We start from the raw sequence: 12,566 nt of genomic DNA, 5'->3' as shown, positions 1-12,566 counted from the left end.
TTACATCATGAATCGTTGGTTGCTTCCTGAAGATATTGCCGATGTTTTGCCGGCTGAGGCTCGTAAGGTCGAGACTTTGCGTCGTGCCATCTTGGATCTGTATCAATCCTACGGATATGAATTAGTTGCCCCACCGATTCTGGAGTTTTTAGATTCACTGTTAACCGGGACTGGATCGGATCTTAATTTACAGACCTTTAAATTAGTCGATCAATTATCAGGTCGTACCTTAGGCTTGCGTGCGGATATTACTCCACAAGTTGCTCGTATTGATGCTCACTTACTCAATCGTGCTGGAGTCACCCGTCTTTGTTATGCAGGATCCGTAGCGCATGTACGTACACCGGTGGGTAGTTCTGCGCGTGAAGAGTTACAGCTCGGTGCAGAAATCTATGGCTGTGCTACATGGGAAGCGGATTTTGAAGCCATCTCATTATTATTAAAGACGCTTGAATTGGCTGGTCTGAATAAGGTTTATCTGGACCTATCCCATGCAGGCATCTTGACCGGAATTTTAGATGGTCAGAATCTGGATAAAGAGTCAGTTGAAGCGCTCTATGACTTGTTGCAAAGTAAAGATCGCCCACGCTTAAGTCAGTGGGCTACATGCTTGCCTGTCAAAACAGCACAAGCTCTTCTAGCATTGACGGAATTGAATGGTCCTTGCACTGATGTATTAGCCAAAGCAAAAAAAATACTACCAAAGCATTCTGCCATTGATCAAGCGCTTAGTGATCTTGAGAGATTACTTGCCGCCGCTAGTAACTTATCCAATGGCTTAGAGCTCAGCATTGATTTATCTGATCTACGCGGCTATCAGTATCACAGCGGTGTGATGTTTGCTGCTTATGTAGAGAAGTTGCCACAACCGATTGCACGTGGTGGTCGTTATGATCACGTTGGCCAAGCCTTTGGTCGACCACGCCCAGCAACTGGATTCTCATTGGACCTATTAACCTTAGCGAGTTTGTCACCGCCGTATGTGCGCAAGTTAGCAATTGCAGCGCCTTGGCTTGATGATGATGCTCTTAATACAGTGATTGCTCAGTTGCGTAGTAAAGGTGAAATAGTCATACAAGTACTGGCTGGTACTGCTATAGAGACTGCCGAATATCAATGTGATCGTGAATTAGTAAAGCAGGGCAACTCATGGGAAGTGGCTCCAAAAAAGTAAACCCTACAGCACTCAAAAAACTTAACCTATTTTGTAATTATCTTTTTGGATTTCAATATGTCTTCAAAGCAGCAAGCTCAAGGTCGTAACGTCGTAGTCATTGGTACCCAGTGGGGTGATGAAGGCAAAGGTAAGGTAGTAGATTGGCTAACGGATCATGCGCAAGCAGTAGTGCGCTTTCAGGGTGGGCACAATGCAGGCCATACTCTCATTATTGGTGACAAGAAAACTATCTTGCGCTTGATTCCCTCTGGAATCATGCACAAAGAGGTGATTTGCTATATCGGCAACGGAGTCGTGTTATCTCCCGAAGCCCTTTTTAAAGAAATCGGCGAGCTTGAAGCGGCTGGTTTGGATGTGCAATCCCGCTTGAAGATCTCCGAGGCAACTACCTTGATTCTTCCATATCACGTTGCTATTGATCATGCCCGTGAGAAAAAGCGTGGCGACGCCAAGATTGGCACCACTGGACGGGGTATTGGCCCAGCATATGAAGATAAGGTGGCACGTCGCGCACTACGCGTTCAGGACTTGTTCTACCCAGAAAAATTTGCAGCGCAATTGCGTGAAAATTTGGATTATCACAACTTCATGCTGACTAATTACTACGGAGCTGATCCCGTTGACTATGAAGCAACCTTGGCTGAAGCAATGTCTTATGCGCAGCGTCTAAAGCCAATGGTGGTTGATGTATCTAGTGCGCTGTATGCTGCTGAACAAGCCGGACAAAATTTATTATTTGAAGGTGCTCAAGGTACTTTGTTAGATATTGATCATGGCACCTATCCTTATGTCACTTCTAGTAATTGTGTAGCGGGTAATGCTGCGGCTGGATCTGGGGTCGGTCCTGATTCTTTGCAATATATCTTGGGTATTACTAAGGCCTATTGCACTCGTGTTGGTGCGGGCCCATTTCCAAGTGAGCTATACGATCATGATAATCCTGCTAAACAAGATCCGGCTGGTATACGCTTAGCTGAAGTGGGCAAAGAGTTCGGTTCTGTTACCGGTCGTCCACGTCGTACGGGTTGGCTCGATGCTGCTGCCTTAAAACGCTCTATTCAGATTAATGGCTTGTCTGGATTGTGTATTACTAAGTTAGACGTGCTTGATGGCTTCGAAACGATTCGCTTATGTGTTGGTTACACCTTAGATGGTCAGAAATTAGATGTATTACCTCGTGGTGCTGAGTCTGTTGCTCGTTGTGTACCTATTTATGAAGACTTTCCGGGTTGGAAAGGGACGACTTTTGGCATACGTGAGTGGGATCAGTTGCCTCCTGAGGCTCAGAAATTCTTGCGTCGTATTGAAGAGGTTGCTGGCAAACCCATCGCCATGGTTTCTACTGGCCCAGAGCGCGATGAAACCATCTTGCTCCAGCATCCATTTCAGGATTGATGCGCGTATTTAACTCTCTTTTTTATTAACTACTGCACTCGAAACAAAGGTTTACAACATGACTGCCCGTACCACTTGCAATTCGCTTCAAGTAGCTACTCCTCTTTACCGCTTCATTGAAGACAAAGTACTTCCCGGAACTGGTATTAAGAGCGCTGATTTTTGGAAGGGATTTGATGAGATCGTCAAAGATTTAACTCCAATAAATGAAGCATTGCTAGCAAAACGTGATCGTCTTCAGCTTGATTTAGATAAATGGCATAAAGCCAATCCAGGCCCAATCAAAGATATGCCTGCGTATCGCAAGTATCTAAAAGAAATTGGATATATAGATGAGGTACCTAAGAATATTTCAGCTACCACCCAAAATGTTGATGATGAACTAGCTCTTCAAGCTGGTCCCCAGTTGGTTGTTCCTGTGCTCAACGCTCGCTATGCTTTAAACGCTGCTAATGCTCGTTGGGGTTCTTTGTATGATGCTTTATATGGCACTGATGTTATCTCTGCAGAAGGTGGTGCTGATAAAGAGGCTGCTTACAACCCAATTCGAGGCGCAAAGGTAGTGGCCTATGCCCGTCAGTTTTTAGATGAATCAGCCCCTTTAGCTAAAGCTTTGTACAGCGATGTTGTGGCATATACGGTGGTGGACAATAAACTGTCAGTGAAGTTAAAGGATGGCAGCACTACTGGTTTGATTGATGAGAAACAGTTTGTTGGATACCAAGGCGATGCTGCTGCACCATCATCTGTTTTGCTGCGCAATAACGGTATTCACATTGATATTGAAATTGATAAGTCCAAAACCATAGGCGCTACTGATGCAGCTGGTGTAAATGATGTGGTACTTGAAGCTGCACTCTCAACTATTCTCGACTTAGAAGATTCAGTTGCAGTAGTTGATGGCGATGACAAAGTGCTTGCTTATGAGAACTGGCTAGGAATTTTGAAGGGTACTTTGGTTGAAGAGGTTAAAAAGGGTGATAAGACCTTTACCCGTAGTCTTAATCCAGACCGTCAATACAAGGCTGGTATCGGTGCGGTAAACGCAAAAGATGGCCTAGTGACTTTGCATGGCCGTTCACTCTTGTTTCTCCGTAACGTTGGTCACCTGATGACTAACCCAGCCATCATCACTGGTGAAGGCAAGGAAATCTACGAGGGCATTTTAGATGCTGTAATTACAGTATTAATTGCTTTGTATGATATTAATCGTCCAGCAAGTCAAGCAATTGGCAATACGCGTAAGGGCTCTGTATATATTGTTAAACCAAAAATGCATAGCGCAGAAGAAGTGGCATTTGCTAGTGAGCTCTTTAGTCGCGTTGAAAAATTGCTTGGCCTACCAGAGAACACTGTGAAATTGGGAATCATGGATGAAGAGCGCCGCATGAGTGTCAATATTAAAGCGGCTATTGCTGCAGCCGGTGCTCGCGTTGCTTTTATTAATACTGGATTCTTGGATCGCACTGGTGATGAAATGCATACCGGGATGTATGGTGGTGCGATGGTTCGCAAAGGTAGGATGAAGATCGCTAAATGGTTTGGCGCATATGAGCGCCGTAACGTTTTAGCAGGATTAGATTGCGGTTTACGCGGTCGCGCGCAGATTGGTAAAGGCATGTGGCCCGCCCCAGATCTCATGAAAGAAATGGTAGAGCAAAAAATTGCGCATCCTCAAGCTGGTGCTAATACCGCTTGGGTACCATCACCTACAGCTGCGACATTGCATGCAATGCATTATCACCAAGTCAATGTTGCCAAGATCCAAGAGGAAATGGAAATACAAGACACTGCAGCTGAGTATGAGGCCTTAACGGATGATCTTTTGACTGTGCCAATTGCGCTGTATCCTGATTGGACTAAAGAAGAGATTCGTGAGGCTCTCAATAATAATTGCCAAGGAATTTTGGGATATGTGGTTCGTTGGATTGACCAGGGTGTTGGTTGCTCTAAGGTCCCTGATATTTATAACGTAGGCTTAATGGAAGATCGTGCAACATTGCGTATTTCTAGTCAGCATATTGCCAACTGGTTGCTGCACAAATACGTGACTAAAGCTGAAGTGGAGGAAGCCTTGCAACGCATGGCTGGCATTGTAGATATGCAAAATGCAGGAGATCCCCTTTACAAGCCGATGATGCCTAACTATAAAGATTCCTATGCCTACCAAGCTGCAAGTGATCTGATCTTTAAGGGTCTTGAACAGCCAAATGGGTATACCGAACCATTGCTACATGCTTGGCGCTTAAAGGTAAAGCAGGCACAAGCAAAGTAATCTATCGGCAAGATTAAGATATGAATGGATTTGTCGGAAGGCAAATCCATTTTCTTTTTAAGTACCCTTCAGAAATACTTCATCAGATATGTTTAGCTTCTTAAATCCCTTTCGATCTCATCCTGTATTTCCATTTCAGAGAAATGATGGAGGGAGGGAGTCAGCAGGATTTAAAGGGGGTGCTGGGGATTGCGTGGTTCGGTCTATTGCAATTGCATCTGGTTTGCCCTATTTGCAGGTCTATGAAGACCTCAGAAGCGCAAATGCCAGTTATGCTGATCTACGCAATGACAAGCTTGCCAGACGCCTCAACCAAACGGGATCATCTCCCCGCAACGGCAATCATCGCAATGTCTTTCACAATTACATTCTTGGGCTCGGGTTTGAGTGGGTTCCCACAATGCAGGTTGGGGCAGGATGCCAAGTACATCTGCGGCCTAATGAGCTACCAGCAGGAGTATTAATTGTTAAGGTTTCTAAACACTTAACAGCCGTTATTGATGGAGTACTTCAAGATACTCACGACCCCTCTCGAGGGGGAAAGCGCTGTGTATACGGTTATTACCGTAAGAAGTAGCCCAGAAATGGTGCCAAGGTAGGGCCATGAAAAAAGCCTCTAAGTATTTTTAGAGGCTTTTTTATAAAACAGGCATTAATTGCCAAACAATCAGCAATAAATTGAGGTTTTATTACCAATTTGCGCTATTTTTGTGACTTTTCTGTTCCATTACCTTAGCTTCTGCCCAGGCTGCTGAAAGTAAGGCAAAAAAATCACGAATTGCAAATAAAGGCTTTAAACCAAAGCTTGATGATTGTTGAAACTGAACTGTATTGGACTGTGCCATTTGAACTCTCCTTAAGGGTATACCCTGATGATACACCAATTTCTAGAGAATTGTTGCAAAGCAGCACATTAATGATGCTTCATCTTGTATTTTGCCCTCCAAGCCTGTTGATAGACGTTGGTCATACCGATCATGATCGAGGTAGTCCAGGCTAGTGAAAACAGGCCAGTAAAGGCGATGAAGAATGCCAGACTCTTCCAACCATGGGGAAGGTTGTCTGGAGCAAATCCAACGGTTGTGTAACAGCTTCCAGAAAAAATAATTGCCAATAAGGTGTCATCCACTAGGCCTAGCATCCTTAAAAAGAATGCCCATAACAGCACTTCAAATATGTGAATCAGCGCTATGGAACTAAAGGCAAAATAAAAGTGAAAAAACACCCACCTGTATTGCTTATTCGCGATATTGTTATCGGTTAAACGATCAAATCTCATAGCCACTTTATTAATGGCACTTCCGTGATAAATGAGAACTACTAGCAAGAGAAGGGTGCCTACTAGGATTTCTTTTAATAGTGGATAAAGAAGGGGGTGGTTAGATAGAAATGTATTCATAGGGATAATAGTTTGAGGACAGGAGTCAGTATATGGACCTGACGAAATCCTCTGGCGCATGGATTGATCATAGGGACGATAATGACATACCCCTAAATTCAAGTAAAGCCAGCATTGAGCAATCCTATTTCAAACAATCAGAAGCACGAACGCTTCTTACTACTCGCATTAGCGGGTATTCAGTTCACCCACATTTTGGACTTCATGATCATGATGCCCTTGGGTCCTGAATTTATTAAAGCGCTTGATATCAGTACTCATCAATTTGGCTTATTACTCTCTTCTTATACTTTTGCAGCGGCTATTGCTGGCATCTTCGCCACGTATTATGTGGATCGTTTTGAGCGTCGACAACTTCTCCTAAGTTTGTATGTGTGTTTTATTGTTGCCACTTTGGCTTGCGGTCTTGCGCCGAGCTACGAAACACTTTTTATTGCGAGGGCATTTGCAGGTGCGTTTGGCGGAATCTTAGGTTCCTTAGTGCAAACTATCGTGGCTGATTCGATCCCCTTTGAGCGCAGAGGAAAAGCCTTGGGAACAGTGATGGCTGCATTTTCGGTATCTACCGTTGCAGGTGTTCCTCTCAGTTTGTTTTTAGCGCACCATATTCCTAGCCTGGGATGGAGAGCGCCCTTTATATTTATCGCCTTGATTTCCACTGTCATTTTGTACTTAGGCTATCGCAATATTCCAAAAATCTCTGGGCATTTAGACCATATTCATGAAGGCAGCCGTATGAGTCAAATCGTGAAGATCTTGATTGCACATCAACATATCAAAGCCTTTATTTTTATGGCCTTCATTATGATGACAGGATTCTCGGTCATTCCATATATCGCCTTGTACTTAACCTCGAATGTAGGTATTAATAATGCCTACATCTCCTTGATTTACCTATGTGGTGGAGTAGCTACCTTAATGAGTTCGCGGTTTATCGGCCATATGTCTGACAAGTATGGCAAGGTAAAAGTCTTTCGAGTATTAGCGGTAGTAAGCTTGATTCCTTTATTGGTTACTACGAATCTACTAGTTACTCCTTTATGGATTGTATTAATTAACTCAACAGCATTTTTTATTCTGGTCTCGGGAAGAATGATTCCGGCGATGGCGATGGTCAGCCAGGTGGTAGAAAATAAAATTCGAGGAACCTTTATGAGTCTGATAGGCTCGGTTCAAATGTTGGCATCGGGTATTGCTACGGTACTAGCGGGAATGGTGGTGACGATTGGTTCGGATGGCAGAATGGAGCACTACAACTGGGTTGGCTATGGCGCCGCATCTTGTGGGCTACTCACCATTTGGCTGGTAGGATATGTCCATTCAGATCCTAAGAAAAAATTAAAGGAGCAGCTGTGATTCAATTTACAAGACCTGATGGCAAAACGGTTAATGGCTATTTAGCTGAGCCAACGAATAAACCCAATGCACCTGGTGTGGTAGTTATTCAAGAGTGGTGGGGTATGGATGACCAAATTAAAGCAGTGGCCGATCGTTTTGCTAAAGCTGGTTATCGGGCCTTGGTGCCGGATTTATATCGGGGTGAGTTGGCCCTTGAGGCAAAAGAGGCTGAGCACTTAATGAACGGCTTGGATTTCGGTGATGCTGCTTCTCAAGACATTCGTGGCGCGGTACAGTATCTGAAAGCGACTGGTAGTAGCAAAGTAGGGGTCACTGGATTCTGTATGGGCGGTGCACTGACAGTACTTTCTGCCTGCTTTGTACCGGAGTTGGATGCTACAGTCGTTTGGTATGGCAATCCACCCGCTGAATTTGTAGATGCCAATAATATTACTAAACCGATGATGGGTCACTGGTCCTTGCAGGATGAGTTTTTCTCGCCAGCCGATGTTGATACATTAGAGAAAAAATTAAAGGAAGCGGGCGCTCATCATGAATTTCATCGCTACGATGCGAAGCATGCGTTTGCCAATCCTCAATCTGACTCACGAGGCTTAGCGCCTTTGCAATATCACCATGAGTCTGCTGAGTTGGCTTGGACTCGCTCACTCGAATTTTTCAAGAAACATTTAACTTAATTACCTACGAGTGACTGATGCATCTTTTTGCTGAAAATCTGGCTGTAGAAATCTCCTCCTATTATCGAAATTTAGTACTTGGGCATGGGGTTACTCCCAAAGTCTTTACTCTGGTCAATGGTGAGGGCAGTCAATATCTTTTCTTTGTCGATGATTTGCAGATGGAGAAGGATCAAGAGAATTTATTTTTAGCTTATATCGTGCAAGCCCATGAAGCCGTCTGCTATGCCAGGGGCACTTTAGTGATTGTGGAAAAGAATCAGCAATATATTGAATTTGCAGTAGTCGATCATGATGATGCAGATGCGATCGTCTGTTCAGCAGAGTTGACTAGAGATATCGATGACAAACCCATTGGCTTGACGGAGTTTGAAAAGACTCTAGCTAAAAAAGAGACCATCGTATTTGGCGGTCTTTTCAAGCACATTCAATTGTCAGACGCTAAGACTGAAGACTTTGAAAGTCTTTGGGAAGAAATGAAACCCAAAATTTTGCATCGGATGGTGGGGCTCTAATTCTATAAATCCCCGGTCTGCTGGGATTTTTTAATCCAGTTTTTCTGTTTCAATACCTTTCCACCATTTACCTTTAAATTGACCTTGCAGCCAATCAATACATAGACTCACTTTAGTGGAGACATGTTTTGGTGATGAAAATACCGCATGAATTTCTTGGGAAGGAAGTGTCCAATCTTCCATCACGGGAGTGAGCACCTTATCTTTGACGGATTGGTGAGCGACATACCAAGGAAGCACTGCTAGGCCCATGCCAGCTCTGGCTGCAGCCAAAATCGCTGATAAGTTATTAGAGGTGAATGGACCCTTGACCTCAACGATTTCGCTTTGATTGTTCTGATTGCTTAAATTCCACCGGTGATCGCCCTGTGCGGTGGTGTAAATCAGGGCCTGATGGTGCGCAATATCTTTAGGTTTGTTAGGCGCAGGATGATCTTTGAGGTATTCCGGGCTGGCCACCATGACCCAAGGATTTGAGCCTAAAAAGCGAGAGCCTAGAGAGGAGTCTGGCAAACGGCGCATGCGAATGGCTAGATCTACTCCCTGCTCAATCAGGTTGATGTAGCGGTCATCCATGTTGAGATTAACCTCTAGTTCGGGGTGAAGCAACATGAACTGCAGAACAGAAGGCGTGAGGACACGACGTCCAAAGTCGACCGAAGCACTGATGGTGATCTTGCCGCGTACCTTCGATTGCATGAGGGATGCCAAGTCATCTGCTTCTTCAATTTCTCGTGCAATCCCTTTGCACTTTTCGTAATAGATTTTTCCGATTTCAGTGGGAGTTACCCCTCTTGTGCTGCGGTGCAATAACAAGGTGGCTAAGCGCTTTTCAAGGCTGGCAACAAATTTGGTTGCGGTAGGTTGGGTGATGCCCAAATCCTCTGCAGCCTTGCTAAACGAGCCTGTCTCAACAACCCGTATATAGAGCGAAATACCTTGTACGCGGTCCATAGCCTATCTTTTTAGTGCCAATAGGGACTTTTTACACTATTCCACCACGGAATACTAGATATAGATTTGGTGAGGTTCTCAAGTCGGCCGAATTTGAAGATCATTCGTCTATACCAAATATAGGAGGAGATGAATCATGGCAAAAATGAAAGCCGCAATGGCAGCAGTATTGGTGATGGAAAAAGAAGGTATCACCACTGCATTTGGTGTTCCTGGAGCTGCTATTAATCCACTTTACGCACAATTACGCGAACGTCAGTCAATTACGCATATCCTAGCCCGACATGTTGAAGGCGCTTCACACATGGCTGAAGGTTATACAAGAGCTAAAGCAGGTAACATTGGTGTTTGTATCGGTACTTCCGGCCCAGCCGGTACTGACATGATTACAGGACTGTATTCCGCAAGCGCTGACTCTATTCCCATTCTCTGCATTACTGGACAAGCTCCACGTGCTCGTCTTTACAAAGAAGATTTTCAGGCTGTTGATATTGAGACGATTTCTAAGCCAGTAACAAAGATGTCTGTAACGGTTCGTGAGCCTGGCTTAGTGCCACGGGTTTTCCAACAGGCATTTCATGTGATGCGTTCAGGCCGCCCCGGACCAGTATTAATCGACTTGCCGATTGATGTTCAATTAGCTGAAATTGAATTTGATATCGATACGTATGAGCCATTGCCGGTATACAAACCAGCAGCTAGCCGTAAGCAGATCGAAAAAGCGCTCGAAATGTTGATGTCTGCCAAAAAGCCATTAATTGTTGCTGGCGGCGGCATTATTAACGCTGATGCAGATGCTCTGTTAGTGGAGTTTGCAGAATTGACTGGTATTCCAGTGATCCCAACCCTCATGGGTTGGGGAGCCATTCCGGATGATCATCCATTGATGGCCGGTATGGTTGGCCTTCAAACCTCACACCGCTATGGTAATGCCACTCTCCTAGCTAGTGATCTTGTTTTGGGTATTGGTAACCGCTGGGCTAACCGCCACACTGGATCAATCGATGTGTATTGCAAAGATCGCAAGTTTATTCACGTTGACATTGAGCCAACCCAAATTGGTCGCGTATTTAATCCCGACTACGGCATTGTTTCAGATGCAAAAGCAGCCTTAGAATTATTTGTTGAAGTTGCTAAGGAATGGAAAGCAAAAGGCAAGCTTACTAACTACACTGAATGGGTTGAGCGTTGCCAGGAGCGTAAGAGCTTGATGCTCCGTAAAACCAACTTTGATAATGTGCCCATCAAGCCACAACGCGTCTATCAAGAGATGAATTCCGTATTTGGTCGTGACACTGTATATGTATCGACTATTGGCCTATCGCAAATTGCTGGCGGTCAATTCTTACATGTCTACGGTGCTCGTCAATGGATTAACTGCGGTCAAGCTGGCCCCCTTGGCTGGACAATTCCAGCTGCATTAGGTGCATTGGCCTCCGATACAACCAAGACTGTCGTTGGACTTGCTGGTGACTACGACTTCCAATTCTTGATTGAGGAATTAGCAGTTGGCGCACAATTTAACTTGCCATTAGTGATGGTCTTGGTGAATAACAGTTACCTAGGTTTAATTCGTCAAGCGCAGCGTGGTTTTGAGATGGATTATTGTGTTCAACTGGCTTTTGACAATATCAACGTGGACGATCAAACCCTGAAGGGCTATGGCGTAGATCACGTTCAAGTCGTTGAAGGGCTTGGTTGCAAAGCTATCAGAGTCTCGGATCCAAATAAAATCAATGCTGCATTGATTGAGGCGCAAAAGATGGCCAAAGAGCATCGTGTTCCGGTAGTAGTGGAGATCATTCTAGAAAAGATCACCAATATTGCGATGGGTACTGAAATTAATAATGTGAATGAATTTGAAGATATTGATTGCCGCCATCCCGCTGGAACTGAGGGATTGGTAGCCGCTGGCCTCCTAGAGTAATCACTTCATTGCCTTGAATTTACCCATGTATCGTCCAGTTTGATTGTTATTAAGGAATAGGAATGCCTAAGTTTGTAGCTAACCTCACAATGTTGTTTAATGAAAAACCATTTTTGGAGCGTTTTGCGCTAGCCAAGATTGGAGGTTTCAAAGCAGTTGAGTTTCTATTTCCTTACCCGTATTCGAAGGAAGAAATTAAATCGCAGCTTGATGCCTATGCTCTTAAATTAGTTCTGCATAACCTGCCAGCAGGGGATTGGGATGCGGGCGAGCGTGGCATTGCATGTCTTCCAGATCGCGTAGAGGAGTTCCGTGCTGGTGTTGCTAAGGCAATTGAATACGCAACTTACTTGAATGTCCGTCAGCTCAATTGCTTGGCTGGTAAAGCGCCTGCTGGAGTAGATCCTCAGGTACTGCGCGGTACCTTTGTTAGTAATCTGCAATATGCTGCTGAGCAATTAAAGAAAGCAAATATTAAATTACTGATTGAGCCAATTAATACCTTTGATATACCTGGGTTTTATCTGTCGAAAACCCAACAGGCAATTGACATCATGGATGAGGTAGGTTCGGATAATTTGTATCTGCAATATGACATCTATCATGCACAGCGTATGGAGGGCGAGATTGCCAGTACGATTAAAAAATACTTACCCCGCATTGCGCATATTCAAATAGCGGACAACCCAGGCCGTAATGAGCCGGGTACTGGCGAGATTAACTATGACTATTTGTTTGGTTTGTTAGATCAGATTGGCTACAATGGCTGGATTGGCTGCGAATATAAGCCACTAAAAAATACAGTTGCTGGTCTTGGTTGGATGCAACACTATGAGCATCCATATCAAGAGAGCATCTACATCTAACTTAGTAAAAAATCAAAACATT

12 protein-coding genes are annotated in these 12,566 nt (G+C 44.3%); 9 read left to right on the top strand and 3 right to left on the bottom strand.

What is annotated here, in order from left to right:
* The first annotated feature begins 7 nt into the window (after positions 1–7).
* The 4 genes from ICN38_RS05335 to ICN38_RS05320 all read left to right on the top strand — a co-directional run bounded on the left by ICN38_RS05335 (position 8) and on the right by ICN38_RS05320 (position 5,424).
* Positions 8–1,174: an ATP phosphoribosyltransferase regulatory subunit gene (locus ICN38_RS05335; RefSeq protein ID WP_216255910.1), complete on the top strand. Its 1,167-nt coding sequence runs from the start codon at positions 8–10 to the stop codon at positions 1,172–1,174.
* Positions 1,175–1,231: 57 nt separating this feature from the next.
* Positions 1,232–2,572 carry an adenylosuccinate synthase gene (locus ICN38_RS05330; protein WP_216255908.1) on the top strand — a complete coding sequence of 447 codons (1,341 nt, stop codon included), beginning with the start codon at positions 1,232–1,234 and terminating at the stop codon, positions 2,570–2,572.
* 58 nt (positions 2,573–2,630) lie between these two features.
* On the top strand, positions 2,631–4,847 hold the full coding sequence (locus ICN38_RS05325; protein WP_216255905.1) for a malate synthase G: 2,217 nt from the start codon (positions 2,631–2,633) through the stop codon (positions 4,845–4,847).
* 88 nt (positions 4,848–4,935) lie between these two features.
* Entirely contained in the window at positions 4,936–5,424 is a 489-nt protein-coding gene (locus ICN38_RS05320) for a hypothetical protein (RefSeq protein ID WP_216255904.1), read from the top strand.
* Positions 5,425–5,536: 112 nt separating this feature from the next.
* On the opposite strand, the gene ICN38_RS05315 is transcribed toward ICN38_RS05320, so the two are convergent.
* Positions 5,537–5,692, bottom strand: coding sequence for a hypothetical protein (locus tag ICN38_RS05315; protein WP_216255902.1), 156 nt, complete (start codon positions 5,690–5,692; stop codon positions 5,537–5,539).
* A 68-nt stretch (positions 5,693–5,760) separates the two neighbouring features.
* On the bottom strand, positions 5,761–6,246 hold the full coding sequence (locus ICN38_RS05310; RefSeq protein WP_216255901.1) for a hypothetical protein: 486 nt from the start codon (positions 6,244–6,246) through the stop codon (positions 5,761–5,763).
* A 114-nt stretch (positions 6,247–6,360) separates the two neighbouring features.
* Between ICN38_RS05310 and ICN38_RS05305 the strand changes: the two genes are divergently transcribed.
* Genes ICN38_RS05305 through ICN38_RS05295 form a run of 3 tightly spaced genes read left to right on the top strand, consistent with a single transcriptional unit; the run spans position 6,361 to position 8,797 of the window.
* On the top strand, positions 6,361–7,602 hold the full coding sequence (locus ICN38_RS05305; protein ID WP_216255899.1) for an MFS transporter: 1,242 nt from the start codon (positions 6,361–6,363) through the stop codon (positions 7,600–7,602).
* Complete coding sequence (locus ICN38_RS05300) at positions 7,599–8,282, top strand: dienelactone hydrolase family protein (protein WP_216255898.1); 684 nt, start codon at positions 7,599–7,601, stop codon at positions 8,280–8,282. The genes ICN38_RS05305 and ICN38_RS05300 overlap by 4 nt, the downstream gene beginning before the upstream one ends.
* A 17-nt stretch (positions 8,283–8,299) precedes the next feature.
* The gene (locus ICN38_RS05295; protein WP_216255897.1) at positions 8,300–8,797 is read left to right on the top strand and encodes a hypothetical protein; all 498 of its coding nucleotides are present in this window, start codon (positions 8,300–8,302) and stop codon (positions 8,795–8,797) included.
* A 30-nt stretch (positions 8,798–8,827) separates the two neighbouring features.
* On the opposite strand, the gene ICN38_RS05290 is transcribed toward ICN38_RS05295, so the two are convergent.
* Positions 8,828–9,751: a LysR family transcriptional regulator gene (locus tag ICN38_RS05290; RefSeq protein WP_216255896.1), complete on the bottom strand. Its 924-nt coding sequence runs from the start codon at positions 9,749–9,751 to the stop codon at positions 8,828–8,830.
* Positions 9,752–9,887: 136 nt separating this feature from the next.
* Between ICN38_RS05290 and gcl the strand changes: the two genes are divergently transcribed.
* On the top strand, positions 9,888–11,678 hold the full coding sequence (gene gcl / locus ICN38_RS05285; RefSeq protein WP_216255895.1) for a glyoxylate carboligase: 1,791 nt from the start codon (positions 9,888–9,890) through the stop codon (positions 11,676–11,678).
* Between the two features lie 62 nt (positions 11,679–11,740).
* Positions 11,741–12,544, top strand: a complete 804-nt coding sequence (hyi, locus tag ICN38_RS05280) for a hydroxypyruvate isomerase (protein WP_216255894.1) — start codon at positions 11,741–11,743, stop codon at positions 12,542–12,544.
* The last annotated feature ends 22 nt before the right edge of the window (positions 12,545–12,566 follow it).

The sequence above is a fragment of the Polynucleobacter sp. AP-Melu-500A-A1 genome (assembly GCF_018882125.1).
Taxonomy (GTDB): domain Bacteria; phylum Pseudomonadota; class Gammaproteobacteria; order Burkholderiales; family Burkholderiaceae; genus Polynucleobacter.
Note: the sequence above shows the minus strand (reverse complement) of the source record. Positions and strands in the feature narration are given on the sequence as shown.